The organism is Nocardioides marmorisolisilvae, assembly GCF_003725775.1.
GTDB lineage: Bacteria > Actinomycetota > Actinomycetes > Propionibacteriales > Nocardioidaceae > Marmoricola > Marmoricola marmorisolisilvae.
This window is the reverse complement of record NZ_RJSG01000002.1, coordinates 531,246-555,295: the sequence shown is the minus strand read 5'-3', so window position 1 is coordinate 555,295 and position 24,050 is coordinate 531,246. Positions and strand designations below refer to the sequence as shown.

Sequence of the window (24,050 nt, the reverse complement as noted above, 5' to 3'; positions counted from 1 at the left end):
CGTGTGAGCCGTGAGTAGCGCTTGGTGGCAGGGTCTCGTCGACGACGCAGCGATCTTCCCGCCGGGGAACCTCCCGCTCGACCGGGCCGTGGCCGAGCACCGGGAGCACCGGGCCAGCGAGTACGCCGACCTGGTCGGCGGGTTCGTGATCTCGGACGTGAAAGTCGCGGACCTGATCGACGTCCTCGACGACGCTCCTGAGCTCGTCGAGCCTGTCGAGACGCCCCTGGGGGTGAACCTCGTGGTCACCGGCGGTGCCGGTGCCATCGAGCCCGCGGCGCGCTGGCTCAACCGGGCTCCCACCGTCAGCCTGCGCGCCGTCGAGTTCGCGCTGCGCGACGAGGAGGACCTGGCCCACAACGCGCAGCGCGCGATCACCGCGTGGGACCTGCTCGAGGACGACAACCCCGACGCCCAGGTCTACATCGAGATGCCGAGGCTCAACGGCGCCCCGACCCACGGCTGGCTCGCGGCCATGGACGAGGTCGCTGCTCGCGGACTGCGCGTGAAGTTCCGCACCGGCGGCGTCGAGCAGCAGATGTTCCCCACCTGCGGCGAGCTCGGCGACGCCATCAGCGCGGCCCTGGACCGCGAGCTCGAGTTCAAGTGCACCGCCGGCCTGCACCACGCGCTGCGGCACCACGACTCCGCGACGGACCTGACCCACCACGGGTTCCTCAACGTGCTGCGCGCGACGCGGGCGGCCCTCGACGGGGACGACCCGTCCGAGGTTCTCGCCGAGGAGTCGGCCGCGGTCCTGCTCGAGGACTTCGACCCCGACGAGGCGCTGCGCACCCGGCGGTGGTTCACCGGGTTCGGCAGCTGCAGCGTGCTGGATCCGCACGAGGACCTCGTCGACCTGGGGTTGCTGTGAGTACGTGGGTGCCGGGAGCGGCCGGGTCGCTCTTCGATCTCGACAACCTGCCGTTCGGGGTGTTCTCGCCCCGCGGGCAGGCCGCTCGGGTCGGCGTACGGATCGGCGACCAGGTCATGGACGCCGGCGCGGTCGCCTCCTACGGCCGGGAATCCCTGCAGCCCGGCGACGGCCCGGACCTGATGCCGCTGTGGCAGCAGCCGAGCCTGAACGCCTTCCTGGCGGCCGGCCGTGAGACCTGGGACGTCGCCCGCGACTGGCTGGTCGAGGTGCTCGGCAACGAGGTCCACGCCGAACGGACCCGCCCGCACCTGTACCCGGTGGGCGAGGTCGACCTGCACCTGCCGGTCGAGGTGGCCGACTACGTCGACTTCTACTGCTCCGAGCAGCACGCCACCAACGTCGGCCGGATGTTCCGCCCGGACGGCGACGCCCTGACGCCGAACTGGAAGCACCTGCCGATCGGCTACCACGGCCGCGCGGGCACGATCGTCGTCTCCGGTACGCCGGTGCAGCGGCCCAGTGGACAGGGCCGGCCCAGCGCCGACGGGGGTCCGCCCCCGTTCGGACCGAGCCGCCGACTCGACATCGAGGCCGAGCTCGCCTTCGTCGTCGGCACCCCGACCGATCTCGGCACCTCGGTGCACACCAGCGGCTTCGCCGACCACGTCTTCGGCGTGACCCCGCTCAACGACTGGTCCGCGCGCGACATCCAGGCCTGGGAGTACGTCCCGCTCGGTCCGTTCCTGGGCAAGTCCTTCGCCACCTCGATCTCGCCCTGGATCACCCCGCTGGCCGCGCTCGAGGCGGCCAAGACGCTGCTGCCCCCGCAGGACCCGCCGCCGCTCCCCTACCTCGAGGTCGACGAGCGCGGCGGGTACGACATCGACTTCGAGGTGCTCCTCAACGGCGAGGTCGTCAGCCGCCCGCCGTACGCATCGATGTACTGGTCCCCGGCCCAGATGCTCGCCCACCTCACCGTCAACGGTGCTTCTCTGCGCACCGGTGACGTGTTCGCGTCCGGCACGATCAGCGGCGACGAGCGCGAGCAGCGCGGGTCCTTCCTGGAGCTGAGCTGGGGCGGCGCCGAGCCGTTCACCGCCGGCGGCCGGGAGCGGACGTTCCTCGAGGACGGGGACGAGGTCGTCCTGCGTGCGACCGCCCTCGGCGCGCTCGGCGGCCGAATCGGGCTCGGCGAGGTCAGCGGACGGGTAACGCCTGCTCTATAACGTCTCGGATACGGGATCGAATCTCGGTTCGCAACGCTGACGAAGCGAAACAATCCGGGTCTAGGGTGCTCCGCATGACGATGAAGAACGCCCTCAAGGCGGTAGCGCTGACCTCGGTCCTGGGTCTGGCGCTCGCGGCGTGCGGTTCCAGCAAGGACGACAACAAGAGCGGATCCAGCAGCGACCTGAACCTGATCAGCTCCGGCACCCTCACGGTGTGCTCCGACGTTCCGTACCCGCCGTTCGAGGACTTCGACAAGTCCGCGCCGTCCGGCTTCAAGGGCTTCGACGTCGACGTGGTCTCGAAGATCGCCGACGCGCTCAAGGTCAAGCTGGTCATCAAGGACTCCGACTTCGACCCGCTGCAGAGCGGCCTGCTGCTGACCACGAAGAAGTGCGACCTCGGCGCGTCGGCCATGACCATCACCGACGAGCGCAAGAAGCACCTGCTGTTCAGCGACGGCTACTACGACTCCAAGCAGTCGCTGCTGGTCCCGGCCGACTCGAGCATCAAGTCGATCGCGGACCTGGCCGGCAAGAAGGTCGGTGTCCAGAAGGGCACCACCGGCGAGACCTACACCACCGAGCACGCACCGGACGCGAAGCGGATCCAGTTCAAGGACGACGGCACGATGTACCTGGCCCTCAAGGCCGGCACCATCGACGCCATCCTCCAGGACCTGCCGGTCAACCTGGACCACCAGAACGACCCGAAGGAGCCGGGCAAGTTCAAGGTCGTCGAGACCTACAACACCGACGAGGAGTACGGGTTCGCCGCGGCGAAGGACAACACCGCGCTGATCGATGCAGTGAACAAGGCGCTGGCGGACATGAAGGCCGACGGCACCTACCAGTCGATCTACGACACCTACTTCGCGGTCAAGTGACCCGTTGAAGCGAAGCACCAAGCGGCGGCTCCGGGACGGAGCGCTCTACGCGCTCTTTCTCGGGGCCGTCGCCACTTTGATCCTGGTTGCCGACTGGTCCAAGATCCGGCACAACTTCTTCGACGGCGGAGTCCTGAAGGCCATCTGGCCGGAGCTGGTCACCGAAGCCGCGAAGAACACCGTCGTCTACACAGCCGAGGCGTTCATCGGCGGACTCGCGCTGGCGTTCGTCCTCGCGCTGATGAAGCTGTCGCCGCTGAAGCCCTACCGCTGGGCGGCAACGGCCTACATCGAGTTCTTCCGCGGGCTGCCGGCTCTGATCGTGATCATCCTGTTCGCGCTCGGGATTCCGCTGGCCTTCAACGGCAAGGCGCTCCCGGGCGGCGCCATCGGCGCCGCCGTCATCGCCCTGATCGCGGTCTCCGGTGCTTACATGGCCGAGACCCTGCGTGCGGGGATCCAGGCGGTTCCCCGAGGTCAGACCGAGGCCGCGCACTCACTGGGCATGAGCGGAACCTGGACGATGCTCAGCGTCGTGCTCCCCCAAGCGGTGCGGATCGTCATCCCGCCACTGACCAACGAGATCGTGCTGCTGCTCAAGGACACCTCGCTGATCTCGGTCGCCGGAGTCGGGATCGGGCAGGCCGAGCTGACGAACTTCGCCTCGGACAACGTCGTCATCAACAGCAGTCCGACGCCGCTGATCGCCGCCGCGGTCTGCTACCTCATCATCACGCTGCCGCTGACCCAGCTGGTCGCCTACCTTGAACGACGTTCCCAGAAGGCCCGGTGATCTGATGCCCACCGCAATCGAGGTCCGCAACCTGCACAAGTACTTCGGCGAGAACGAGGTGCTCAAGGGCATCGACTTCACCGTCGACCAGGGTCAGGTCGTCTGTGTCATCGGGCCGTCCGGCTCGGGCAAGTCCACGCTGCTGCGCTGCGTGAACCGGCTCGAGGAGCCCACCTCCGGGCAGATCGTGGTCGAGGGCGAGGACATCACCGACCCCGAGGTCGACCTGAACAAGGTCCGCTCCCGGATCGGCATGGTCTTCCAGCAGTTCAACCTGTTCCCGCACCTGTGCGTGCTCGACAACCTGACCCTGGCGCAGCGCCGGGTGCTCAAGCGCGACAAGGCTGAGGCCGAGAAGATCGCCCGTGCCAACCTCGAGAAGGTCGGCCTCGCCGAAAAGGCCGACGCCTACCCGGCCCACCTGTCCGGAGGTCAGCAGCAACGCGTCGCGATCGCGCGGGCGCTCTCGATGGACCCGGACATGATGCTGTTCGACGAGCCGACGAGTGCGCTGGACCCCGAGCTCGTCGGCGACGTGCTCGACGTGATGCGCCGTCTGGCCGACGAGGGCATGACGATGATGGTCGTCACGCACGAGATGGGCTTCGCGCGCGAGGTCGGCGACAAGCTCGTCTTCATGGACGGCGGCGTGATCGTCGAGGAGGGCGACCCGCGCGAGGTGCTGAGCAACCCCCAGCACGAGCGGACGCAGCAGTTCCTCTCGAAGGTGCTCTAGTCCCGGCGCAGCAGGAACGACGCCTGCCAGGTCTTCCGGATGCGCCCCGACTTCGGGATCATCCCGACCTCGTCGAGGTAGGGCACGACCTTCTCCCCCATCCAGGCGATCGACTCGCGGTAGTTCGGGTTCGACAGCGCGGCGTGCCGCCCCTCGCGCGGGTCGATCCCGACCGCGGCGTAGACCTTCGGGTTCACCAGCGACCGCATCGTCACGTACGCCGCCTGCGCGGCCACGAACTGGTGCCACTTCAGCTCGCGCTTGCTGATGCCCACGAGACCCTTCTCGAGCTCGTCGCGTGCGAACGAGACGTGCCGCGCCTCCTCGAGGACGTGGATCCGCGCCACCATCCGGAACAGCGGCTGCAGGCGCTCGTCGTTCATGGCGTCGCGCTGCCAGCGGTCGACCGGCTCCTCACCGAGCAGGGTGGCGGCATAGGCACCCGGTCCGCGCAGTACCGCCGGAACCAGGCGCCCGAGCTGCACGGCGTCCTTGCGCGGCCCGTACGCCGGTACGCCGAAGCGACCGATCGCCTTGCCGAACATGGTCGAGTGCCGGCACTCGTCGGCGATCTCGGTGAGCAGGTAGTGGGTGCGCGGCGCAGTCGCGTCGCTGCGGTAGACGTCCTTGAGCAGCAGCTGCATCAGCACGATCTCGAACCAGAGGCCGACGCTCGCGATCGAGGCGACCTCGTGCTTGGACAGCTCGAGACGCTGCTCGTCAGTCATCCGGTCCCAGAGCGGGGTGCCGTACAGCGACATCCGTTCGGGCTGCATCCACCACAGTCCGGGGACCTCGGGCGCGTCCCAGTCCAGGTCGACCTCGGGGTCGTACGACTGGCGCGCCGAACCCTTGAGCAGACGCTCGACCAGGGCGACGCCTGGGGACGACTGAGCGTCGTCGCGGTCCGGCAGGGTGGCGGTCATCCGAGCTCCTCGTGAAGTGTCTGTTACTTCAAGTAACGCCTACTCCTGTACTGTGACCCACATGGCAAGCCGAGTCAAGGACCCCTCCCCCAGGGACGGCGACGGTCGCAGCACCCGCTGGGACGACCATCGCGAGTCCCGGCGGGCCGAGCTGGTGGCGGCCGCGGTCGACGCCATCGACACCCACGGCTCGGGCGCCTCGATCGCGGAGATCGCCCAGTCGGCCGGGGTCAGCAAGCCGGTCCTCTACCGCTACTTCTCCGACAAGGACGACCTCTACCGCGCGGTCGGCCAGTGGGGCGCGGAGATGGTCGTCGAGCAGCTGCTCCCGGCCCTGACCTCGACCGGGTCGATGCGCGAGCGGATCTACGCAGGCTGCGACGCCTACCTGGAGGTCCTCGAGGAGCACCCGCAGGTCTTCCTGCTCCTGGTCGAGCACCGCAGCGCCGATGACCCGCTGGCCGATGGCAAGGAGCTCATCGCCGCGACGATGGCCAAGATGATGGGCGACACCCTGCGCCGCCTCAACGTCGACGCGGCCGCCGCGGAGCCGTGGGCGCACGGCCTGATCGGGATGGGGCTCTCGGTCGGCGAGTGGTACCTGCGCCGCGACATCATGAGCCGGGAGTCCACGGCTGAGTACCTGGCCGCGTTCATCTGGCACGCATTCGCGGGCTTCGCAGCCGAGAACGGCGTCGCCAGCGAGGGCAGCGGCGAGCTCACGCTGCTGAAGAAGAAGGAAGCCCGATGACCGAGGTCCACGAGCCGGGTGAGGAATACGCCGGCCCCGCGTCCATCGAGGACCTCGCCGTCCGGGTCGATCTGCGCGGCCACTTCGAGCCGATCGACGGCCGGTTCCACTGGTTCGGGCGTATCGCGGCGGACGAGGCCCTCAACGAGCGCCACCGCTCCGGGGCGACCGTCACCCTCACGACCCCGCACGGGTCCGCCGAGGGACGGCTGTCCGACGTCGACCCGTGGGGCCGCTTCCGGGTCACCGGCCTCGGCGCTCCCCCGTTCTGAGCGCTCCACGGCGCGTCACCCGGGCACGCGGACCCAGCCGTCGTACGGTCGGAGACGTGCCTTGCGACTACTGCGGACAGCCGTTCGACCCGATCTCCACGCGCTGGCTGTGCCCGCACTGCCACATGAAGGCGAACTGCTGCGACGGGGCCCCGCTCGCGGAGCGGGTCTGCGAGCTCCCGGCCCAGGCAGGCTGACTCAGCGCAGGGCGTACCAGCCGCGCAGCCTGAGCGCCGCCACGATCGCCACACCGATCGCGAGGGCAACGGCGTCGTCGAACGATCCGTCCGCGAGCATCCGGAACAGTCCGGCGAGGGCGACCAGCGCGACCACCGACAGTACGTCGGCCAGCGGCTGGTGCTTCTCAGGCACCCAGGCGAGCACGGCCGCCATCATCAGTGCGGAGACCGCGACCAGACCGGTGAGCTCGCCGAGATAGGTCATGCCGAGCCCCAGCAGCACGAGGCTCCCGAGACCCACGCCCACACCGAGTGCGAGCGCCTCTCGGACGGTCCAGCTCCGGACAGGAGCGCGCCGCGGTTCGGCGGTGCGATCCCGCCACTCCTCGAAGCTCTCCGCCCGATCGGTCACGGGAGCATTCTGCCTACAGGTTGCCGCGCTTGTCCTGCTCCCGCTCGATCGCCTCGAAGAGCGCCTTGAAGTTGCCCTTGCCGAAGCCGAGCGAGCCGTGCCGCTCGATGAGCTCGAAGAACACCGTCGGCCGGTCGCCCAGCGGCTTGGTGAAGATCTGCAGCAGGTAGCCGTCCTCGTCGCGGTCGACCAGGATCCCGCGCTTCTGCAGCTCCTCGATGGGAACCCGGACGTTGCCGATCCGGGCCCGCAGCTCCGGGTCCTCGTAGTAGGAGTCCGGGGTGTCGAGGAACTCCACGCCGTTGTCGCGCAGCGCGTCGACGCTGGCCAGGATGTCGTTCGTGGCGACCGCCAGGTGCTGGGCCCCGGCGCCGCGGTAGAACTCCAGGTACTCGTCGATCTGGCTCTTCTTCTTCGCGATCGCGGGCTCGTTGAGCGGGAACTTCACGCGGTGGTTGCCGTTGGCCACGACCTTGCTCATCAGCGCCGAGTAGTCGGTGGCGATGTCGTCGCCGATGAACTCGGCCATGTTCACGAAGCCCATCACCCGGTTGTAGAAGTCGACCCACTCGTCCATGTGGCCGAGCTCGACGTTGCCGACGATGTGGTCCAGAGCCTGGAAGATCCGCTTCGGCTGGTTGACCGGGCGAACCCGCGTCGAGGACTTCGCGACGTAGCCGGGCAGGTAGGGGCCGGCGTACGGGACGCCGTCGACGACGCGCTGCACCAACGTGTGCCGGGTCTCCCCGTACGTCGCGATGGCAGCGATCCGGACCGAGCCGAACTCGTCGGTGTGGATCTCCGGCTCGACCAGGACGGTCGCGCCGACCTTGCGGGCCTGCTCGACGCAGCGGTCGACGTCCGGGACCTCCAGAGCGATGTCGACGACACCGTCGCCGTGCCGGCGGTGGTGGTCGGCGAGCGTGCTGTCCGGGTCGACGGCGCCCTGGACGACGAAGCGGATCGAGCCCGAGCGCAGCACGAACGCCTTGTGGTCGCGGTTGCCGTTCTCGGGGCCGGAGTAGGCGACGAGCTCCATGCCCCAGGCGGACTGGTAGTAGTGCGCGGTCTGGGTGGCGTTACCGACCACGAAGACGATCGCGTCCCACCCGGTCACCGGGAAGACGTCGCCGTCCTCGTCGTACTCGACCAGCCCGACCAGCTGTTGCAGCTGCTCGAGGGTCAGATCGGCCTTCAGCTCATCAGCGGTCAACGTCATCGCGGTGGTTGAGCTTGTCGAAACCATGGGCCAAGCCTGCGAGAATTCGACATTCTGTGCAACACTCGGCGTGTTGGCTGAACACATTGCACAATCTGGGAGGCGACCGTGGACGATCTCGACGTCAAACTGCTCGAATTGTTCACGGACGAGCCGCGCATCGGTGCACTGGAGGCGTCCCGCCGGCTCAAGGTCGCGCGCGGCACCGTGACGGCTCGGCTCGAGCGTCTGGAGGCGACCGGCGTGATCACCGGCTGGGCACCGCAGCTCGATCCGGCCGCGATCGGGCACCCGGTGACCGCCTTCCTGACCCTGGAGATCAGCCAGGGGGTCGGCCACGACACGATCGGCGACCACCTGGCCGGCATCCCCGAGGTGCTGGAGGTGTGCACCATCACCGGCGCAGGCGACCTGTGGTGCCGGGTGGTGGCGCGCTCCAACGCCGACCTGCAGGCCGTCATCGACCGGGCTCTGGCGCACCCCGGGATCGTGCGTTCCTCGACGGTGATCGCGCTGGCGACCCAGGTCCCCTACCGGGTCCTGCCGCTGCTGGTCAGGAGCTCTTCTTCGTAGCCATCTCGCGCAGCTTGTCGATCCGCTCCTGGAGCTGACCGGCCGTCGCGACCGCAGCTGCAGGCCCGCCGCACTCCTTGCGCAGCGCCGCGTGGGTGACACCGTGCGGGGTGCCGGTGCGGTGGTTCCACGCCGCGACCAGGCCGTTGAGCTCGCGTCGCAGGATCGCCAGCCGTTCGTGCGCGACCACGTCCGGCTCGTCGGGCTCGACCGGCTCGGGCGCAGCGGCCTGCTTCTCGCGACGCTGCTTCTGGCGGTGCTGGAGCAGGCTGCGGACCTGGTCCGGCTCGAGCAGGCCGGGGATGCCGAGGAAGTCCATCTCCTCCTCGGAGCCGACGTGCACCTCGCCGGCGTGGCCGAACTCGGCACCGTCGTAGAGGACGTGGGCGAAGGTGGCCTGCGAGCCGAGCGCCTCGAACCGACCGAGCTCCTCGGACGAGGCGGCCTCGCCGGCCTGGGCCTGGGCGAGCAGGGCGTTCTCGGCGGCGAAGATGTCGCCCTCGTCGTTGATGGTCCGGCCGAGCACGTGGTCGCGCTCGACCTCCATCTCCGAGGCGAAGCCCAGCAGCGCCATGCTCGAGGGCAGGAAGACCGACGCCGTCTCCCCGCGGGCGCGGGCCCGGACGAAGCGGCCGACGGCCTGGGCGAAGAACAGCGGGGTCGAGATCGTGGTCGCGTAGACACCGACCGCCAGCCGGGGCACGTCGACACCCTCGGAGACCATCCGGACCGCGACCATCCAGCGCGCGTCCCCGGCAGCGAACTTCTCGATCCGCTTCGAGGAGGTCTTCTCGTCGGAGAGCACGATGACGGGCTTCTCGCCGGCGATCTTGGCCAGCACCGCGGCGTAGGCGCGAGCCGAGTCCTGATCGCTGGCGATCACCAGACCACCGGCGTCCGGAACTCCCCTGCGAACCTCCGTCAGGCGCTGGTCAGCGGCCGCCAGCACCGAGCCGATCCACGAGCCGGCCGGGTCGAGTGCGGTGCGCAGGGCGTGCGCGGCCATGTCCTTGGTGAGCGGTTCGCCGAGACGGGCCGAGACCTCGTCGCCGGCCCGGGTGCGCCACTGCAGGTCGCCGCCGTAGGCCCAGAACAGCACCGGGCGCACGACGTGGTCGCGCAGCGCGTGCCCGTAGCCGTAGGTGAAGTCGGCGGCCGAGCGCGGGATCCCGTCCGGTCCGGGCGCGTAGCTGACGAACGGGATCGGGTTCACGTCGGAGCGGAACGGCGTACCGGTCAGCGCGAGCCGACGCTTGGCCGGCTCGAACGCCTCACGGACCGCCTCTCCCCAGGACAGGGCGTCGCCGGCGTGGTGGATCTCGTCGAGGATGACCAGCGTCTTGAAGCGCTCGGTGCGGATCCGCATTGCCAACGGGTTCGTGGCGACACCCGCGTAGGTGACCGCGATGCCGACGAAGTCGCCGCTGGTGCGTCCCTTGCCGCCCGAGTACGCCGGGTCGATCGGGATGCCGACCTTCGCCGCGGCCTGCGCCCACTGCGTCTTGAGGTGCTCGGTGGGCGCGACCACGGTGATCCGGTCGATGATCCGCCGCGAGAGCAGCTCGGCGGCGATCGTCAGCGCGAAGGTCGTCTTGCCCGCGCCGGGAGTCGCGACCGCGAGGAAGTCCTGCGGGTCGGTCGCGAAGTAGTTGCCGATGGCCTCGCTCTGCCAGGCGCGCAGGCTGGAGACGGTGCCCCAGGCCGCCCGGGCCGGGTAGGCCGGGGAGAGCTTGTCGAGCGGAGCCGGTGCGGTGTCGAAGAGGTCGGGTTCGGTGGTCTTGGGGGCGTCGTCAGGCGTCCGGGCCATCGCCGTCCTGCATGCTCTCCCAGATCTCCTTGCAGTCCGGGCACACCGGGAACTTCTGGGGGTCCCGGCTGGGTACCCACACCTTGCCGCAGAGCGCGACCACCGGAGTGCCGTTGACCATGGCCTCCATGAGCTTGTCCTTGGGGACGTAGTGCGAGAAGCGCTCGTGGTCGCCGTCCTCGAGGTGCTGCAGCTCTTCGACGACCCGGGTGTCCTCCAGGACGTCGGTGCTGAAGCCGACTCGGGGCTCGGACTGCTCGCTCATCCGGGGGATCTTAGCAATGCCGGAGGGCCGGATCGTCAGTTCAGCCCCGGCTCGGCGGGCATCGTCGCGAGCATCGCCAGCTGGCCGCCCTGGCGCCGCAGCACGGTGGACCACAGGCCCGACGGGTCGTCCAGGAACGGGTCCCCTGCCTCGGCCGGCACGACGTACCAGGCGCCTTCGGCGATCTCGTCCTCCAGCTGTCCGGCCGACCAGCCGGCGTACCCGGCGAAGATCCGCAACGACGAGAACGCCGGGGCCAGCAGCTCGACCGGGGCGTCGAGGTCGACCAGTCCGGTGCTCGCGAACACGCGGCGCCACCCGACCGGCTCCTCCCCCTCGGCCCAGGACTCGGCGACGTCAGCGACGGCGAGCGCGCTGTCGGTCTCGACCGGTCCGCCCTGGAACAGCACGTCCGGGCCGGAGACGACCTCGGCCCACGGCTCCAGCACCGAGGAGACGGCGAGCTCGGTCGGCCGGTTCAGGACGACGCCGAGGGCACCGTCGTTGCCGGCGTCGAGCAGCAGCACGATCGTCCGGGCGAAGTTCGGGTCGGCCAGGGTCGGCGCTGCGACCAGCAGACTCCCCGCGACCGGCTCCATTCCTTCATGGTGCACCACGCACCCCCCGCGCTGGTTGAGCTTGTCGAAACCAAAGACAGATCCCCGGAACCGCCGATGGGAGGGAGGCGGCCCGGGGATCTGCGTGGGAGTTTGGATCAGGCGGCGAGAACCGCGCGGATCCGGTCGACCAGGGAGGGAGAGCCCACGGTGTCGACAGTCTGGACGGCCGCGACCGGCGCACCGGCCCGGGCCTTGTTCGAGACGCGCTCACCGGCACGGGCCGCTGCGACGCTCTCGTCGTTGGACAGGCCGGAGGCGGAAGCGAGCTTGAGCCACTCCTTCTCCTGGGCGCGGGTGAGAGCAGCGGCCATCTCCGGGTCACTCGGGGACTCGGTGTAACGGTCGATGATCATCCGGATGCCCGGGGCCTCGGCACTGGTCTTGCGCCAGGCGGTGATGATCGCAGCCTCGATGTCCAGGGGCTGGTGCATCAGCTCGCGCTCGATGTTTCCGGAGAGCCGCGCGTGCCACTTGATCGACAGGGCACCGATCAGGTCGAGCTCGCTGTGGAAGGTCTCCGAGACGCCAGGCAGGTTCATGGGCAGCTCGCCGTCGAGACGGGCGTCCGCTGCATCGATAACGGTCTGGAGGATCTCTCCACGGTGATGGAAGGCGTTCCAGGTCATGGTCCACATCCTTTCTTTCACATACCGTTGGTACGTACTCAGAGTATGCAGCGGACCATGGGTAGGCAATTTAAAACAGCGTTCAACCACCGTGACGCTGCGCACACCTACCGTTAGTCGGTCATAGACTCCCGGTATGGCCGCGCGCTCACCCGCGGAGAAGATCCGCTCAAACCTGCCCAAAGTTCCCGGTGTCTCGCGGCGGCAGCAGTACTCCGCCTCCACCAAGCGCGCCCTGGTCGACGAGGCCAGCAAGCTGTTCACCAAGCAGGGCTACGCAGCAACCAGCCTGGACGCGATCGTCGGCAGCGCCCGGGTCACCAAGGGCGCGCTGTACCACCACTTCAGCGGCAAGCAGGCCGTCTTCGAGGCGGTCTTCGAGAAGATCGAGACCGACGCCTCCACCCACATCCGGAAGGCGCTGAAGGGCTCCAAGGACCCGTGGGAGAAGGCCCTGATCGGCCTGCGCGCGTTCCTCGAGATCGTCCAGGATCCCGGCTACCAGCGGGTGGTGATCCAGGAGGGCCCGGCCGTGCTCGGCTACGAGCGCTTCCGCGAGCAGGAGGAGCGCTCCAGCTTCGGCCTGGTCCAGGAGATGGTGCGCGCGGTCCTCGAGGCCTCCACCTACGACCTGTCCAGCGAGATGCTCGAGACGTTCAGCCGGATCTTCTTCGGCGCGATGTCCGCCGCCGGCGAGAGCGTCAGCACGGCGGCCAACCCGAAGGTCGCGGTCGCCCAGGTGGAGACCGCGATCGGGTTCATCCTGGCCGGCATCCGCTCCCTCGCCGAGAGCGGTGTCTCGCTGCCCGACCCCGAGGACCTGCTCGCGGGCGGGTCCGAGTAGGGCGGACGCCCGGTCAGTTGTAGGTGACCGACCCGGCGCCGTTCAGCGGGCCGGCGGCCGGCATCAGCTCGATCCAGACGTGCCCGGCCGGAACCTTCAACGTCCCCGCCGTGGTGCGCAGGGTCAGCGCCGAAGTCGGCTTCGGCTTGCTCCACGAGCCGCGCACGACCTGGCCGTTGTGGAACAGCAGGGCCGAGCCGCTGCCGAAGAACTTCGCCTCCGGGACCGGGTTGCCGGCCGGGTCGTGGTAGCCGGCATTGCCCTCGCGCACCCGCAGCACCAGCACCGAGTCGGCCAGGAAGTGGTCCGAGGAGCTGGCGTGGCTGTTGGTGTTCACGTACTTGTGCGCACCCGGGCTGTAGCGGAAGCGGGTCGTGCTGGTGGTGCTGAACTTGACCGCGATGTTCGTCGCGGGGCTGACGCCGGTGAAGTCGGACTCGCTCCCCCACGGCAAGTAGTTCTGCGTCGGACGGGCGCTGTCGTGCAGGGCGGTCACGAACCGCGGCAGCCGCATGAAGAGGTTGTACGGCGCGTGCCGTGAGCCGTCGCGGTACATCCCGACCGAGCCCTCGAAGTGCATCGCGATCCCGGCCTCACGAAGCCGGTTCTGGGTCCGGGTCGCAGCGCCGCTGGCGACCAGCACCGCGTTGGCCGGCTTGATCACGCCGATGTCCGAGGCGCGCGCCGAGCGGACCGGACCCACCACCGACGGGAGCTGGGAGTAGAACATCGTCGCCAGGCGGGTGATGCCGCCCTCGACGAGCTCCTCGACCACCATGTCGGCGCTCTTCAGCCCGACCTGCGGCTCGCTGTTGAAGGTGTTGTCGATCTTGACCACCATCACCGGGTGGTTCGGGAGCCCGCCCTGGACCTTCAGACCCGTCATCGGGGAGATCTGGGTGAGCTTGGTGCCGTCGGCGGTCTTCTGCGCGTCCGGGACCTTGGTGCCGTCGGTGTCCTGCTTGCCACCGCCTCCGCACCCGGCGAGGGCCAGGGAGGCGATCAGAGCGGTGGTGAGCGGAATTCCGAAGCGACGAATCATGCGGACCAGCATGACGGAGGGGTCCTGGCGTTCAAGCCAGGACCCCTCCGTGTTGGACCAAATTTTCCCTGATAAGGGGACCGTCAGATCTTGGCGCCGCCGTCGACGTACAGGGTCTGGCCGGTGATGTAGGACGCCTCGTCGCTGCACAGGAACGCAGCCGCGGCGGCGATGTCCTCGGGGAAGCCGACCCGCTTGACCGGGTTGGCCTCGGCGTTCAGCTTCCGGAACTCGTCGACGTCCATCTTCAGCCGGCGCGCGGTGTCGTCGGTCATCTCGGTGGCGATGAACCCGGGGGCGATCGCGTTGACGTTCACCCCGAACGGGCCGAGCTCGAGCGCGAGGGTCCGGGTGAAGCCCTGGACGCCGGCCTTGGCAGCCGAGTAGTTGGCCTGACCGCGGTTGCCGTTGGCCGAGATGCTCGAGAGGTTGAGGATCTTGCCGTACTTCTGGTCCACGAACGTCTTCTGCGCGGCCTTGCTCATCAGGAAGGCACCCTTGAGGTGCACGCCCATGACGGCGTCCCAGTCGTCCTCGGTGAGCTTGAAGAGCAGGTTGTCGCGGGTGATGCCGGCGTTGTTGATCAGCACGTGCAGGCCGCCGAGCTCGGCGAGCACGCGCGCGACGCCTGCCTCGACCGAGGCGGAGTCGGTGACGTTGACCCCGACGCCGATCGCGGTGCCGCCCAGGCCGGCAGCGGTCTCGGCCGCCTGCTCCTCGTTGATGTCGAAGATCGCGACGGAGGCGCCCTCCTCGATGAACCGCTTCGCGGTGCCGGCGCCGATGCCGCGGGCGGCACCGGTGATGATCGCGACGCGACCGTCGTAACGACCCATGACTGCTCCTTGTTCAAAGTCGGGTGTGGGGAAGCAGGGTCACTCTAGGACCCGACGGCGTTGCCATAGGCTGCACCCCGTGCGTCGAGCCAATTTCATGTTTGGAGGGGCCTGCGCGGTGGCGCTCGCCCTCGCGACATTGATCGTCTCCGCCGTCGAGGACCTGCCGATCCGCGACCCCGACGGCGTCGTCGTCCCGGCGTACCTGCAGATCCCCGCGATCCTCGGCTTCGCCTGGCTGCTCGACGTCGTGCCCCGCACCCTGGGCCGCAGCCGTGGGGACTGGCAGCACCTGCGCACCCGGTTCCGCGAGGTCGTGCACGAGCGCTGGAACCGGCGCCACACCGTCTTCGCGCTGTCCGGCCTGGCGACCTGGTACGTCTCCTACGCGGCGTTCCGCAACCTGAAGAGCGACGTCCCGTTCGTCAACGGCACGATCTGGGACGCCAAGCTGCGCCACCTGGACCACACGCTGTGGTTCGGCCACGACCCGGCCAACGTGCTGCACTCGTTGTTCGGCCAGACCGTGGCCGCCGAGATCTTCTCGCTCGTGTACGTCGCCTGGATCGTGCTCGTCCCGGCCTCGATCGCGATCGCACTGATCTTCACTCGGCACCCGGCGGCCGGGTCCTGGTACGTCACCGCGGTCTCGCTGTGCTGGGCGTTCGGGGCGATCGGCTACTTCGCGCTGCCGACGCTGGGGCCGGCGTACACGCAGCCGCAGAACTTCGCCCACCTCAAGCACACCTACACGACCACGCTGATCCAGCAGCTGTGGGACGACCGGGTGAAGGTGGTGCCGACCCCCGGTGCTGACGGGGTGAACCTCGGCGGCGACCCGCACAGCACCCACATCGTGCAGACGATCGCGGCGTTCCCCTCGCTGCACGTCGGCATCATGGTCACGATCTGCCTGTTCTTCACCCTCATCGGCGCCGCGAAGTGGCTGCGGGTGACGTCGTGGGTCTTCCTGGCGCTGACGGTCCTGGCGACCATCTACTTCGGCTGGCACTTCTCGATCGACACCCTCGGCGGCGCGATCCTCGGCGCCTCGGCCGTGTACGTCGCCGCGCTCGGCACCGGCAACCGGGACGGGTGGAGACCGAGGCTCGTCGAGCGCGGCACCCACGAGGACCCGGTCGAGGACGAGGCTCAGCCCAGCGAGCCCGCCACCCGGCTGGCGTAGTCGGCCGACTCGGCCGCGTCGGCGTACTTCGTCCGCGGCCAGAAGAAGCCCTTCAACCCGTCGCCCTTGGTCCGCGGCACCACGTGGCAGTGCAGGTGCGGGACCGACTGGGACACGGTGTTGTTCATCGCCACGAACGAGCCCTGCGCCCCCAGCCCCTCGACCATCGCCGTGGCCAGCCGCTGCGCCCGCTCGAGAAAGCCGTCGCGCAGCCCGGCCGGCAGCTCGGGCAGGGTGACCACGTGCTCGCGCGGCACCAACAGGGTGTCGCCCTTGAACACCGGGCGGATGTCGAGGAACGCGACGAAGTCGTCGTCGGCCAGGACGATGTCGGCCGGTACCGCACCCGCGGCGATGTCGCAGAACAGGCAGGACATGGCCCGAGGCTAGCGTCCGGCTCCGACTACACCCGGACGCGCAGGGAGTACGGCCCGTGCAGCAGGCCGTGCACCACCAGGCCGGCGACGAGCGCCCAGAACGCCGAGCCGACCCCGCCGAACGAGACGGTGCTGGCAGCCACCACGAAGGTGACGACCGCGGCCTCGCGCCCCTCCTCCGCCTCGGTCGCGCCCTTGAGCGCCGATCCCAGAGTGCCGAGCAGCGCCAGCCCGGCCACCACCTCGATCAGTCCGTCCGGGGCAGCCCCGACCACCGCGACCAGCGCCGTCGAGACGGCAGCGAGCACGAGGTAGGTCCAGCCTCCTGTGTGCGCGGCGATCCAGCGCCGCTCCGGCTTCGGGTCCGCCTCCGGTGAGGCCACCATCGCCGCGGTGATCGCGGCCAGGTTGATCGCGTGCCCGCCTGCCGTGGCGCCGGCCAGCGTGCCGAGCCCGGTGACGGTCATCGACTCGCGCCAGGGCACCTTGAACCCGAACGTCGCCAGCACCGCGACGCCGGGCACGTTCTGCGAGGCCATCGTGACGACGTACAGCGGGATCGCGAGGCCGACGACGGCCTGCCAGTTCCAGGTCGGCTCGGTCCACGCGACGTGCGGGGCGAGGTCGAGGTGCGGCGAGCCGTGGTGGATCAGGTACACCGCGATCACGACCATCGTCGCCAGGAACGCCCCGGGGACGGCGAGACGTCGCGCGAAGCGCAGGAGCAGCACCCACACCACGAGGATCGGCGCTACCAGCCCGGGTCGGTCGGCGAAGACCTTCACCGGCTCCAGGCAGATCGACAGCAGCACCCCGGCGAGCATGGCCTGGGCGATCGGGGCCGGGATCGCGGCGATCAGGTCGCCGAGCACCGGCCACAGCGCCGTGAGCAGGATCAGGCCGCCGACCACCAGGAATGCGCCCACCGCGGCGGGCCATCCGCCTTCGCTGGCACCCGAGCTGACGAGGAGCGCGGCGCCCGGCGTGGACCAGGCGAGCATCAGCGGGATCCGGTGGCGCCAGGTGAGCCAGAGGATCCCGATCGCCTGGGTCACGCACACCGCGAGCAGTCCCGAGGCCGCCTGGGACTGGGTGGCGCCGACGGCCTCGAGGCCGGCCAGGACGACGGCGAACGAGCTCGCGAAGCCGACCAGCGCGGCCACGACTCCGGCGCCGACCGGCTGCCAGCGGTGCGTCTCGACGGGCTCGTCCATGGCGGGAGGCTAGCGGTCTCTTGCGCTGCTCATTGGTAAGTTGTAACTTACCGTTCGTGACGACTTACCGAACCGACGGCGCCCTGGCCGTCGAGGCGCTGGGAGATCCGACCCGTCGGGCGATCTTCGAGCTGCTCGTCGACGGGCCCCGGTCGGTCGGCGATCTCGCCGACGTGGTCCCGATCAGCCGCCCCGCGGTCTCCCAGCACCTCAAGGTGCTGCACCAGCGGGGACTGGTCGACGTTCGGCCGCAGGGCACCCGTCGGCTCTACCTGGTCGACCCGCACGGGGTCGAGGCGATGCGTGCCTACCTGGACCAGATGTGGGACTCGGCGCTGCGGGCCTTCGCCCGGGCGGTCGAGACGGACAACGAGAAGAACCCGAGGAAGAGGACGACATGACCGCACCGGTGCAGAAGACCATCACCGTCCCGACCGACCCGCAGCGCGCGTTCGAGGTGTTCACCGCGAAGCTCGGCACCTGGTGGCCGGCGTCGTACTCGATCGGCGACTCACCGGCGGTCGACTTCGTGATGGAGCCGGTGGCCGGGGGCCGCTGGTACGAGGTCGGCGAGGACGGCAGCGAGTGCGAGACCGGCCGGGTGCTCGCGTGGGACCCGCCGAACCGCCTGCTGCTCGCCTGGCACCTCGACGGGCACTGGTCCTACGACCCCGACCCGGAGGCCTCCAGCGAGATCGAGATCCGGTTCATCGCCGACGGCGACGCCACCCGGGTCGAGCTGGAGCACCGCGGACTGGAGCGGCACCGGACCGCAGCCGACGAGCTGCGCACCAGCATCGACGGCGAGGGCGGCTGGGGATCGCTGCTCGCGCTGTACGCCGCAGCCGTCTGACGGCCAGACTGGGCGCATGACCCAGGCCCGGATCACGCACATCGGCGGCCCCACCGCCCTGATCGAGGTCGCCGGGTGGCGCATCCTCACCGACCCCACCTTCGACCCGCCCGGGAAGCGTTACTTCTTCGGCTGGGGCACGACCTCGCGCAAGCTCACCGGCCCGTCCGTGACGCCCGAGGAGCTCGGGCCGATCGATGCCGTCCTGGTCAGCCACCACCACCACGGCGACAACCTCGACCCGTCGGCCCAGGCGCTGCTCCCCCGGTGGGGCACGACCTTCACCACCAAGAAGGCGGCCGCCAAGCTGGGCGGCGCGTGCGTCGGCCTGGATGCCTGGGAGACCACCACCCTGGAAGCGCCGGGGAAGCCGACGATCACGATCACCGCCACCCCCTGCCGCCACGGCGTGGTCGGCAGCGACCCGATCACCGGCCCGGTCGTCGGGTTCGCCCTGGCCTGGGAGGGCCAGCAGCACGGGCAGCTCTGGGTCACCGGCGACACCGTCCTCTACCCGGCGCTCCGCGAGGTGCCGCAACGTCTCGACATCGGCACCCTGCTCATCCACCTCGGCTCGGTACGTTTCCGGTACCTCTCCGGCTGGCTGCGCTACACGATGGACGCCCGGGAGGGTGCCGCGCTGATCGACCTGGTCGCTCCGACCCACGTCGTCCCGGTGCACTACGAGGGCTGGTCGCACTTCCAGCAGGACCGGCCCGCGGCCGAACCGGTGCTCGCCACCTCGACGTACGCCGACCGGATCAGCTGGGTCGACCCGGGCCAGAGCGTCGAGCTGGACGTCTAGCCGAGCAGCGCGATGAACTTCTCGGCGAACAGGTAGGCGTCGCCCGGCCAGCGTGCCGAGACGTAGTTGCCGTCCTCGACCACGAACGCGTGCGTGTGATCGGTCCGGGTGCCCCGCGTGGTCTCCCGCGGGCCGCGCTCGAACTGCGCCGGGTTCGCCAGGTTGGCCACGACCTCGTCCTCGACGTACTCCGGATAGGTCCGGTAGTACTTGCCGAGCTTCCAGGCGGTGAGCAGGTAGCCGCTGCGCTCCAGGTACTTCGGCAGGCACGTCGTACGCCGTTCCGCCAGCACGCTCCGGCCATCGGCGTCCTTGCTCCGGGCGAGCACGAGCACGCCGTGGCAGATCGCCGCCACGGGCTTGCCGGTGGCCCAGAACCGTGCGATCGACGCCTGGAGCTCGGCCGATCCGAGGTACTGCCGCATCCCCGGCGCGTGACCGCCCGGCAGCAGCAACCCGTCGTAGGTGGTCACGTCGAGACCGCGCCACGACAGCGGCGCGCCGAAGGCGGCCGAGCGGGTCATCTCCTCGTAGAAGGCGATCGGTTCGGGCTCCGCGCCCAGCTTCCCGAACAGCACCCCGTCGAGCAGCCGCTGGTCGCAGCGTGGGGCGACCCCACCGTCCTCGGTCGTGAAGACGACCTCGTGACCGGCCTCGGTGAGCAGCTTCCAGGGGACCGCGACCTCGGTGGTGTCGAAGTCGGTGTCCGGGAGCGGGACCAGGACGCGCATCAGCCCGCCAGGTGGCCCTGGTCGACCGGCAGGATGCTGCCGTGCACGGCGGCCGCGTCGTCGGAGGCGAGGAACGCGATGACGGCCGCGACGTGATCGGCCTCCATCAGCCCGCGCTTGGCCGAGACCCGCATGATCAGGTCCCAGTCGGCACCCTCGGGCACGTCGATGGTGGTCACCTGCGGGGTGTTCATCCCGCCGGGGCACACGCAGTTCACCCGGACCGGCGTGTTCAGGTACTCGATGGCGAGCGCCTTGGTGAGCCCGACGATGCCGTGCTTGGAGGCCGTGTACGCCGCCGAGTAGGCCTCCCCCATGATCGCGGCGACCGAGGCGACGTTGACGATGTTGCCGCCGGTCTCCAGCAGGTGTGGCAGCGCCGCTTGGGCGACGAAGAACGCACCCGACAGGTTGAGCGCGACGTCGTGCGCCCACTGCTCGTCGGTGACCTCGGTGGTGATCCGGAAGTCGTGCCGGCCGGCGTTGTTGACCACGACGTCCAGGCGCCCGAACGCCGCGACGGCGCCCGCCACCGCGGCGCGGCAGTCGTCGGCCGAGGTCACGTCGTGCGACCCGAAGGCGACCTCCCCCGGCAGGTCGGCGCACGAGGCGGCAACCTCGGCGAGCAGCTCGGTGTTGCGCGCCGCCGCGTAGACGCGACCTCCGGCGGCAGCGAAGCGGCGCACGGATGCGGCCCCGAGGCCCGAGGACGCGCCCGTGACCAGGATCGAGCGGCCGGCGAACACGTCCGGCCGCAGCACCGGGGTGAGAGTCATGGTCGGAGACTAGCGACGAAAAGGCCGCCCCGTGGGGCGGCCTTCGCGTCAGAGGGCTGGTGGAGCTGGCGGGAATCGAACCCGCGTCCTTGAGCGCCGAACCAGGTCTTCTCCGGGTGCAGTCCGCAGTGTTCGCGTTTCTCGGCCCCGACGCTTGCACGGACACGTACGTCGACAGGCTCAGCCGGGATTAAGTCCCGATCAACCCTCCCGACGGAGGTCGATCAGCAAGTCTCCTAGATGACGCACACGTCCGGGCCGGAGACGGATACCCGGGTGTGCGCTTCGATCACCGCTCAGGCGGCGAGAGCGAAGGAACTGCGCTTAGCGTTGGCAGTTATTGGTTTCCAGCGAACGTTTACGAGATGACGCTGGCTTCTCGACCCGCTTCTCCTGGAACTAACATCCCTAGTCGAAACCAATCAGCCCCTCTTGAGTTGTGGGCCCAGTCTACCGGGGAGCGACGACGGGTTCGAACCGTTAAGGCGTGGGCGTGGTGTCCGCCGTCGGAGACGGGGTCGGATCACCGGTCGGATCAGGCGTCGGATCAGGCGTCGGGGTCGGCGTCGGCTCGGGTGGCGGGGGCGGCTGCCAGGCCGAGGTCCGGTAGCTGCCGGAGAGGTCGACGGTCCGGTTCAGACCAGCGCCGGTCACCACCGCGAACCCGCTGACGTCGTACTGCCAGACGGGCAGGCCGAAGTTCAGCATGTGCCAGAACAGCTCGCCGGTGTAGATGAGCCCACTCTCCTTGTACATCGACACGGTTCCCGTCGTGGTCACCACGAGCCGGTCGCTGACGTCGACGCTGGTCCCCGACAGCACGGCCTTCGGGTCGACCAGGTCGAGGCTGGAGGGCGAGGCGACCAGCTTCGGCACCTGGGTGAGCACCGCGGCCGGGACCCGGTAGTCCGAGGACGTGCTGGTGGTCGCGCCGACCCGGTTGGAGGCGCGCACCTGGAAGCGGACCGCCCGACCGGCGTACCCGCGGTCGGCGATGGTGTCCAGCGGGACCGTGAAGTCCGGTGTCGTGCTCGAGGCGATCGTGCCGAGCTCGGGCGAGGAGAGCGCGTAGGTGACCGGCCCGGAGACCGAGACCACCGGCGCGGTCGCCACGCTGACCTTGTTCCCGGAGCGCACCACCGCCGGCGGCTTCGGCGTCGGCGCCGGGACCAGGCAGCCGGCGCTGCGTCCCAGCCGGTGCAGCCCGGAGAGGTCACCGGTCGCGTAGTGCGAGGGACCGTTCGCGAGCACCGAGCCGTTCATGATCTGCCGACCGTCGCTCACGTCGCCGAGCCCGAGCACGTGGCCGAGCTCGTGCAGCGCCACCACGTACTGCCGCCGTGCCGACATCGTGAAGACGTGCCCGGAGTTGAAGACCACGTAGCCGGTGTGGGCCAGCTCGAAGCCCTTGTTGGTGTGCATCGTGGAGTAGCCGCCGATGCCGGCGACCCGGTTGTCGCTCGGCAGCATCGCCGAGCGCGTCGACCCGTAACCGGACCGCGCCCAGGTGATGACCAGGTCGGCGGTGGTGCCCTTGGTCGGGTTGTACGTGTCGTCGGGCACCACCGCGGTGCGGCCCAGGTACTTGAACGGGATCCCGGTCGCGCGGGACGCCTCGGCGACCGCGCTCCACACCCGGTTTATCGCCGCGGTCCCGGCGACGCCGTTCGGATTGATCCGGTAGGTGATGGCCGTGCACGGGTTCCAGCGGACCGGCTCTGACGGGCTGCCCTGGATCGCGTGGAAGACGTAGGAACGGGTCGCGCTCTCGGCCTGCGGGCACGCCAGCAGCGTGCTCACCGCCAGCAGCAGCACCAGGCACGCGCGGCGGCCTCGAATCCCGGGAGGAGGGGCCACACAGGGATCAGATCAGATTTCCGTCGCCCCGAAAAGTGTGTCCGCATTGTGCCAGCAGACGCGTGCCAGCCAGTCGTCGTCGAGGCCGGGCGCCGAGCCCAGCAAGCGCTCCAAGCCCTCGAGCTGGTGGGCGTACTCGTACGGCAGGTTCGGGAAGTCGCTGCCGTAGAGGATCTTGTCGCCGAGCCCGGTCAGCCGGGGCACCAGGGCCGGCGGGAACGGGACGAAGAACTCGGTGAACACCATCGTGGTGTCCAGGTAGGTGTGCTCGTTGCGCTCGGCGAGGTCGAGGAACTCGGCGAACTCGGGGGCGCCCAGGTGCGCCACCACGATCCGTACGTCGGGATGCTTCGCGAGCAGGCGCTCGAGGTGCTGCGGCCCGGTGAAGGCGTTGCCCACCGGACCCGACCCGACGTGGGTGACGACCGGGATCCGCGCCGCGGCGATCTGCTCCCAGGCCGGGTCCAGCAGCGGGTCGTCGAGGAGGAACTCCCCGACCTGGGTGTGCAGCTTGAAGACCTCGACTCCCCCGGCGACCAGGTCCGCGACGTACTCGCCGACGCCCGGCTCGGGGTAGAAGGTGGCCGATGCCAAGCACTCCGGCACCTCGGCCGCGAGCCCGGCCGCCCAGTCGTTCAGGTACCCGGCGACCCCGGGCTTGTGCGCGTACGGGAGCGCGGTGAACCGACGCACCCCGAAGGAGCGCAGCTGCTCGACGCGCTCGGTGACGCTGCCGCGGTACAGGATCGGCCACGGCCGTCCGATCTTCGGACCGGCCTGGTCGAACTCGCGCCAGACGGCGGCCTGGATGTTCGCGGGCAGGAAGTGGACGTGGACGTCGAAGAGGCCCGGGATGCCCAGCCGGTCGAGGACGTCGCTCAATCCATGCCCTTGAGCCGGCGCCCGACGGCCTGCTGCTTCTCGCGATTGGCCTGACGCTCGGCCAGCGCGTGGCGCTTGTCGTACGTCTTCTTGCCGCGTGCGAGACCGAGCTCGACCTTGGCGCGGCCGTCCTTGAAGTACATCGACAGCGGGACCAGCGTGAAGCCGCGCTCCTTGATCTTGCTCTCGATCTTGTCGATCTCGTGCCGGTTCAGCAGCAGCTTGCGGACGCGGCGGGGCTCGTGGTTGGTCCAGGTCCCCTGGGTGTACTCGGGGATGTGCACACCGTGCAGGAAGGCCTCACCGTCGTGGATCTCCGCGAAGCCGTCGCCGAGGGTCGCCCGACCGGCGCGCAACGACTTCACCTCGGTACCGACGAGGACCAGCCCGGCCTCGTAGGTGTCGTCGACGTGGAAGTCGTGCCGCGCCTTGCGGTTCTGCGCAATCAGCTTGCGCCCCTGCTCCTTGGGCATAGCGA

General features: G+C 69.6%; 30 protein-coding genes and 1 other RNA gene. 14 read left to right on the top strand and 17 right to left on the bottom strand.

Annotated features, from left to right (window positions below; translation table 11 throughout):
* The first annotated feature begins 10 nt into the window (after nucleotides 1–10).
* From EFL95_RS06405 to EFL95_RS06385, 5 genes are all read left to right on the top strand, one after another.
* Nucleotides 11–874 (top strand): hypothetical protein, encoded by an 864-nt coding sequence (locus EFL95_RS06405; RefSeq protein WP_123233212.1) that lies wholly within the window; start codon nucleotides 11–13, stop codon nucleotides 872–874.
* Nucleotides 871–2,103 carry a fumarylacetoacetase gene (gene fahA, locus EFL95_RS06400; RefSeq protein WP_123233211.1) on the top strand — a complete coding sequence of 411 codons (1,233 nt, stop codon included), beginning with the start codon at nucleotides 871–873 and terminating at the stop codon, nucleotides 2,101–2,103. The genes EFL95_RS06405 and fahA overlap by 4 nt, the downstream gene beginning before the upstream one ends.
* Before the next feature lie 74 nt (nucleotides 2,104–2,177).
* Nucleotides 2,178–2,990: an ABC transporter substrate-binding protein gene (locus tag EFL95_RS06395; protein WP_123233210.1), complete on the top strand. Its 813-nt coding sequence runs from the start codon at nucleotides 2,178–2,180 to the stop codon at nucleotides 2,988–2,990.
* A gap of 4 nt (nucleotides 2,991–2,994) precedes the next feature.
* Nucleotides 2,995–3,783 (top strand): amino acid ABC transporter permease, encoded by a 789-nt coding sequence (locus EFL95_RS06390; protein ID WP_123233209.1) that lies wholly within the window; start codon nucleotides 2,995–2,997, stop codon nucleotides 3,781–3,783.
* 4 nt (nucleotides 3,784–3,787) lie between these two features.
* Nucleotides 3,788–4,519 carry an amino acid ABC transporter ATP-binding protein gene (locus EFL95_RS06385; RefSeq protein WP_123233208.1) on the top strand — a complete coding sequence of 244 codons (732 nt, stop codon included), beginning with the start codon at nucleotides 3,788–3,790 and terminating at the stop codon, nucleotides 4,517–4,519.
* On the opposite strand, the gene EFL95_RS06380 is transcribed toward EFL95_RS06385, so the two are convergent.
* On the bottom strand, nucleotides 4,516–5,445 hold the full coding sequence (locus EFL95_RS06380) for an AurF N-oxygenase family protein (protein WP_123233207.1): 930 nt from the start codon (nucleotides 5,443–5,445) through the stop codon (nucleotides 4,516–4,518). The genes EFL95_RS06385 and EFL95_RS06380 overlap by 4 nt on opposite strands.
* Before the next feature lie 61 nt (nucleotides 5,446–5,506).
* Between EFL95_RS06380 and EFL95_RS06375 the strand changes: the two genes are divergently transcribed.
* From EFL95_RS06375 to EFL95_RS19425, 3 genes are read left to right on the top strand one after another with little or no spacing between them, the layout of a single operon-like run.
* Nucleotides 5,507–6,196, top strand: a complete 690-nt coding sequence (locus EFL95_RS06375) for a TetR/AcrR family transcriptional regulator (RefSeq protein ID WP_123233206.1) — start codon at nucleotides 5,507–5,509, stop codon at nucleotides 6,194–6,196.
* Nucleotides 6,193–6,468, top strand: coding sequence for a DUF4873 domain-containing protein (locus EFL95_RS06370; RefSeq protein ID WP_123233205.1), 276 nt, complete (start codon nucleotides 6,193–6,195; stop codon nucleotides 6,466–6,468). Before EFL95_RS06375 ends, EFL95_RS06370 begins: the two co-directional genes overlap by 4 nt.
* Before the next feature lie 56 nt (nucleotides 6,469–6,524).
* Nucleotides 6,525–6,665: a hypothetical protein gene (locus EFL95_RS19425; RefSeq protein WP_183407064.1), complete on the top strand. Its 141-nt coding sequence runs from the start codon at nucleotides 6,525–6,527 to the stop codon at nucleotides 6,663–6,665.
* Between the two features lies 1 nt (nucleotide 6,666).
* Here EFL95_RS19425 and EFL95_RS06365 read toward each other — a convergent pair whose 3' ends face one another.
* Together EFL95_RS06365 and hppD are read right to left on the bottom strand one after the other, a co-directional pair.
* On the bottom strand, nucleotides 6,667–7,059 hold the full coding sequence (locus tag EFL95_RS06365) for a hypothetical protein (RefSeq protein ID WP_123233204.1): 393 nt from the start codon (nucleotides 7,057–7,059) through the stop codon (nucleotides 6,667–6,669).
* A 13-nt stretch (nucleotides 7,060–7,072) separates the two neighbouring features.
* Complete coding sequence (gene hppD / locus EFL95_RS06360; RefSeq protein WP_123233203.1) at nucleotides 7,073–8,305, bottom strand: 4-hydroxyphenylpyruvate dioxygenase; 1,233 nt, start codon at nucleotides 8,303–8,305, stop codon at nucleotides 7,073–7,075.
* Nucleotides 8,306–8,386: 81 nt separating this feature from the next.
* Between hppD and EFL95_RS06355 the strand changes: the two genes are divergently transcribed.
* Nucleotides 8,387–8,851 carry an Lrp/AsnC family transcriptional regulator gene (locus EFL95_RS06355; protein WP_123233202.1) on the top strand — a complete coding sequence of 155 codons (465 nt, stop codon included), beginning with the start codon at nucleotides 8,387–8,389 and terminating at the stop codon, nucleotides 8,849–8,851.
* On the opposite strand, the gene EFL95_RS06350 is transcribed toward EFL95_RS06355, so the two are convergent.
* The 4 genes from EFL95_RS06350 to EFL95_RS06335 form a co-directional block, all read right to left on the bottom strand.
* Nucleotides 8,832–10,658: a DEAD/DEAH box helicase gene (locus tag EFL95_RS06350; RefSeq protein WP_123233201.1), complete on the bottom strand. Its 1,827-nt coding sequence runs from the start codon at nucleotides 10,656–10,658 to the stop codon at nucleotides 8,832–8,834. The two genes, EFL95_RS06355 and EFL95_RS06350, sit on opposite strands and share 20 nt — an antisense overlap.
* Nucleotides 10,642–10,923 carry a DUF3039 domain-containing protein gene (locus EFL95_RS06345; RefSeq protein WP_123233200.1) on the bottom strand — a complete coding sequence of 94 codons (282 nt, stop codon included), beginning with the start codon at nucleotides 10,921–10,923 and terminating at the stop codon, nucleotides 10,642–10,644. Before EFL95_RS06345 ends, EFL95_RS06350 begins: the two co-directional genes overlap by 17 nt.
* 35 nt (nucleotides 10,924–10,958) lie before the next feature.
* Nucleotides 10,959–11,522 carry a YqgE/AlgH family protein gene (locus EFL95_RS06340; protein ID WP_123233199.1) on the bottom strand — a complete coding sequence of 188 codons (564 nt, stop codon included), beginning with the start codon at nucleotides 11,520–11,522 and terminating at the stop codon, nucleotides 10,959–10,961.
* 116 nt (nucleotides 11,523–11,638) lie between these two features.
* Entirely contained in the window at nucleotides 11,639–12,169 is a 531-nt protein-coding gene (locus tag EFL95_RS06335) for a hypothetical protein (RefSeq protein ID WP_123233198.1), read from the bottom strand.
* 136 nt (nucleotides 12,170–12,305) lie between these two features.
* On the opposite strand from EFL95_RS06335, the gene EFL95_RS06330 reads away from it, so the two are divergent.
* Complete coding sequence (locus EFL95_RS06330) at nucleotides 12,306–13,013, top strand: TetR/AcrR family transcriptional regulator (RefSeq protein ID WP_123233197.1); 708 nt, start codon at nucleotides 12,306–12,308, stop codon at nucleotides 13,011–13,013.
* A 13-nt stretch (nucleotides 13,014–13,026) separates the two neighbouring features.
* On the opposite strand, the gene EFL95_RS06325 is transcribed toward EFL95_RS06330, so the two are convergent.
* Together EFL95_RS06325 and EFL95_RS06320 are read right to left on the bottom strand one after the other, a co-directional pair.
* On the bottom strand, nucleotides 13,027–14,055 hold the full coding sequence (locus tag EFL95_RS06325; protein ID WP_183407063.1) for a DUF3048 domain-containing protein: 1,029 nt from the start codon (nucleotides 14,053–14,055) through the stop codon (nucleotides 13,027–13,029).
* 83 nt (nucleotides 14,056–14,138) lie between these two features.
* Nucleotides 14,139–14,891: an SDR family NAD(P)-dependent oxidoreductase gene (locus EFL95_RS06320; protein ID WP_123233195.1), complete on the bottom strand. Its 753-nt coding sequence runs from the start codon at nucleotides 14,889–14,891 to the stop codon at nucleotides 14,139–14,141.
* A 118-nt stretch (nucleotides 14,892–15,009) separates the two neighbouring features.
* On the opposite strand from EFL95_RS06320, the gene EFL95_RS06315 reads away from it, so the two are divergent.
* Nucleotides 15,010–16,077: a phosphatase PAP2 family protein gene (locus tag EFL95_RS06315; protein ID WP_123233194.1), complete on the top strand. Its 1,068-nt coding sequence runs from the start codon at nucleotides 15,010–15,012 to the stop codon at nucleotides 16,075–16,077.
* Here the strand turns inward: EFL95_RS06315 and EFL95_RS06310 are convergent.
* Together EFL95_RS06310 and EFL95_RS06305 are read right to left on the bottom strand one after the other, a co-directional pair.
* Nucleotides 16,044–16,454: an HIT family protein gene (locus tag EFL95_RS06310; protein ID WP_123233193.1), complete on the bottom strand. Its 411-nt coding sequence runs from the start codon at nucleotides 16,452–16,454 to the stop codon at nucleotides 16,044–16,046. The two genes, EFL95_RS06315 and EFL95_RS06310, sit on opposite strands and share 34 nt — an antisense overlap.
* 26 nt (nucleotides 16,455–16,480) lie before the next feature.
* Complete coding sequence (locus EFL95_RS06305) at nucleotides 16,481–17,668, bottom strand: benzoate/H(+) symporter BenE family transporter (RefSeq protein WP_123233192.1); 1,188 nt, start codon at nucleotides 17,666–17,668, stop codon at nucleotides 16,481–16,483.
* A gap of 56 nt (nucleotides 17,669–17,724) precedes the next feature.
* On the opposite strand from EFL95_RS06305, the gene EFL95_RS06300 reads away from it, so the two are divergent.
* The 3 genes from EFL95_RS06300 to EFL95_RS06290 are packed head-to-tail and all read left to right on the top strand — an operon-like array spanning nucleotide 17,725 to nucleotide 19,326.
* Nucleotides 17,725–18,069 (top strand): ArsR/SmtB family transcription factor, encoded by a 345-nt coding sequence (locus tag EFL95_RS06300; RefSeq protein WP_123233191.1) that lies wholly within the window; start codon nucleotides 17,725–17,727, stop codon nucleotides 18,067–18,069.
* Nucleotides 18,066–18,521 (top strand): SRPBCC family protein, encoded by a 456-nt coding sequence (locus tag EFL95_RS06295; RefSeq protein ID WP_123233190.1) that lies wholly within the window; start codon nucleotides 18,066–18,068, stop codon nucleotides 18,519–18,521. Before EFL95_RS06300 ends, EFL95_RS06295 begins: the two co-directional genes overlap by 4 nt.
* 16 nt (nucleotides 18,522–18,537) lie before the next feature.
* The gene (locus tag EFL95_RS06290; protein WP_123233189.1) at nucleotides 18,538–19,326 is read left to right on the top strand and encodes an MBL fold metallo-hydrolase; all 789 of its coding nucleotides are present in this window, start codon (nucleotides 18,538–18,540) and stop codon (nucleotides 19,324–19,326) included.
* Here EFL95_RS06290 and EFL95_RS06285 read toward each other — a convergent pair.
* The 6 genes from EFL95_RS06285 to smpB form a co-directional block, all read right to left on the bottom strand.
* Complete coding sequence (locus EFL95_RS06285) at nucleotides 19,323–20,057, bottom strand: type 1 glutamine amidotransferase domain-containing protein (protein ID WP_123233188.1); 735 nt, start codon at nucleotides 20,055–20,057, stop codon at nucleotides 19,323–19,325. The genes EFL95_RS06290 and EFL95_RS06285 overlap by 4 nt on opposite strands.
* Nucleotides 20,057–20,833, bottom strand: coding sequence for an SDR family NAD(P)-dependent oxidoreductase (locus EFL95_RS06280; RefSeq protein WP_123233187.1), 777 nt, complete (start codon nucleotides 20,831–20,833; stop codon nucleotides 20,057–20,059). Before EFL95_RS06280 ends, EFL95_RS06285 begins: the two co-directional genes overlap by 1 nt.
* Before the next feature lie 57 nt (nucleotides 20,834–20,890).
* Nucleotides 20,891–21,263: a transfer-messenger RNA gene (ssrA, locus tag EFL95_RS06275) on the bottom strand.
* Between the two features lie 50 nt (nucleotides 21,264–21,313).
* A complete protein-coding gene (locus tag EFL95_RS19420; RefSeq protein ID WP_183407062.1) occupies nucleotides 21,314–22,690 on the bottom strand; it encodes a M10 family metallopeptidase domain-containing protein in 1,377 nt (458 codons plus the stop codon).
* Between the two features lie 12 nt (nucleotides 22,691–22,702).
* Complete coding sequence (locus tag EFL95_RS06265) at nucleotides 22,703–23,572, bottom strand: amidohydrolase family protein (RefSeq protein ID WP_123233186.1); 870 nt, start codon at nucleotides 23,570–23,572, stop codon at nucleotides 22,703–22,705.
* Entirely contained in the window at nucleotides 23,569–24,045 is a 477-nt protein-coding gene (gene smpB / locus EFL95_RS06260) for an SsrA-binding protein SmpB (RefSeq protein ID WP_123233185.1), read from the bottom strand. Before smpB ends, EFL95_RS06265 begins: the two co-directional genes overlap by 4 nt.
* Nucleotides 24,046–24,050: the final 5 nt, after the last annotated feature.

Excerpts from the sequence above, each read along its gene's own strand:
- EFL95_RS06395 (WP_123233210.1), top strand. The coding sequence starts at position 2,178 with ATGACGATGAAGAACGCCCTCAAGGCGGTAGCGCTGACCTCGGTCCTG.
- EFL95_RS06385 (WP_123233208.1), top strand. The coding sequence starts at position 3,788 with ATGCCCACCGCAATCGAGGTCCGCAACCTGCACAAGTACTTCGGCGAG.
- EFL95_RS06380 (WP_123233207.1), bottom strand. The coding sequence starts at position 5,445 with ATGACCGCCACCCTGCCGGACCGCGACGACGCTCAGTCGTCCCCAGGC.
- EFL95_RS06375 (WP_123233206.1), top strand. The coding sequence starts at position 5,507 with ATGGCAAGCCGAGTCAAGGACCCCTCCCCCAGGGACGGCGACGGTCGC.
- EFL95_RS06370 (WP_123233205.1), top strand. The coding sequence starts at position 6,193 with ATGACCGAGGTCCACGAGCCGGGTGAGGAATACGCCGGCCCCGCGTCC.
- hppD (WP_123233203.1), bottom strand. The coding sequence starts at position 8,305 with ATGGTTTCGACAAGCTCAACCACCGCGATGACGTTGACCGCTGATGAG.
- EFL95_RS06350 (WP_123233201.1), bottom strand. The coding sequence starts at position 10,658 with ATGGCCCGGACGCCTGACGACGCCCCCAAGACCACCGAACCCGACCTC.
- EFL95_RS06345 (WP_123233200.1), bottom strand. The coding sequence starts at position 10,923 with ATGAGCGAGCAGTCCGAGCCCCGAGTCGGCTTCAGCACCGACGTCCTG.
- EFL95_RS06340 (WP_123233199.1), bottom strand. The coding sequence starts at position 11,522 with ATGGAGCCGGTCGCGGGGAGTCTGCTGGTCGCAGCGCCGACCCTGGCC.
- EFL95_RS06335 (WP_123233198.1), bottom strand. The coding sequence starts at position 12,169 with ATGACCTGGAACGCCTTCCATCACCGTGGAGAGATCCTCCAGACCGTT.
- EFL95_RS06330 (WP_123233197.1), top strand. The coding sequence starts at position 12,306 with ATGGCCGCGCGCTCACCCGCGGAGAAGATCCGCTCAAACCTGCCCAAA.
- EFL95_RS06325 (WP_183407063.1), bottom strand. The coding sequence starts at position 14,055 with ATGATTCGTCGCTTCGGAATTCCGCTCACCACCGCTCTGATCGCCTCC.
- EFL95_RS06320 (WP_123233195.1), bottom strand. The coding sequence starts at position 14,891 with ATGGGTCGTTACGACGGTCGCGTCGCGATCATCACCGGTGCCGCCCGC.
- EFL95_RS06310 (WP_123233193.1), bottom strand. The coding sequence starts at position 16,454 with ATGTCCTGCCTGTTCTGCGACATCGCCGCGGGTGCGGTACCGGCCGAC.
- EFL95_RS06305 (WP_123233192.1), bottom strand. The coding sequence starts at position 17,668 with ATGGACGAGCCCGTCGAGACGCACCGCTGGCAGCCGGTCGGCGCCGGA.
- EFL95_RS06295 (WP_123233190.1), top strand. The coding sequence starts at position 18,066 with ATGACCGCACCGGTGCAGAAGACCATCACCGTCCCGACCGACCCGCAG.
- EFL95_RS06290 (WP_123233189.1), top strand. The coding sequence starts at position 18,538 with ATGACCCAGGCCCGGATCACGCACATCGGCGGCCCCACCGCCCTGATC.
- EFL95_RS06285 (WP_123233188.1), bottom strand. The coding sequence starts at position 20,057 with ATGCGCGTCCTGGTCCCGCTCCCGGACACCGACTTCGACACCACCGAG.
- EFL95_RS06280 (WP_123233187.1), bottom strand. The coding sequence starts at position 20,833 with ATGACTCTCACCCCGGTGCTGCGGCCGGACGTGTTCGCCGGCCGCTCG.
- smpB (WP_123233185.1), bottom strand. The coding sequence starts at position 24,045 with ATGCCCAAGGAGCAGGGGCGCAAGCTGATTGCGCAGAACCGCAAGGCG.